Genomic DNA, 290 nt, shown 5'->3' on the forward strand with positions numbered 1-290 from the left:
GGTACGCATCCCGATTGAGTAGCAGCACGAAGTGGTAGTGCGGCCGACCTTTCTGTCCGATCTCCCTGACCCAGCACCAGCGGACACTGGTTCGATGAGCAGAGCCGTTCAGGCGCTCTGAACGCTTGCGAGCTGACTGGATCCTGAAGGTCAAAGAATCGACAAACCTGGAAATGACGGTGCTGCCTGAATCGGGCAATGAGTCATCAGGAAAGCGTAGATCGAAACGGAGTGCGAACACCTGGCGATGATCGCTCAGTGCGAGCTGAGTGGTTTGGTAAAGTCGTTCA

General features: G+C 55.5%; 1 protein-coding gene. It reads right to left on the reverse strand.

All coding sequences use genetic code 11. The features are described 5' to 3' along the window. Window positions 1–290, reverse strand: a 290-nt coding sequence (locus KW848_RS31470) for an inovirus-type Gp2 protein (protein ID WP_218539192.1), incomplete at both ends; no start/stop codon positions are given.

Origin of the sequence: Pseudomonas sp. PDM25, from assembly GCF_019219045.1 — a bacterium.
Taxonomy (GTDB): Bacteria; Pseudomonadota; Gammaproteobacteria; order Pseudomonadales; family Pseudomonadaceae; genus Aquipseudomonas.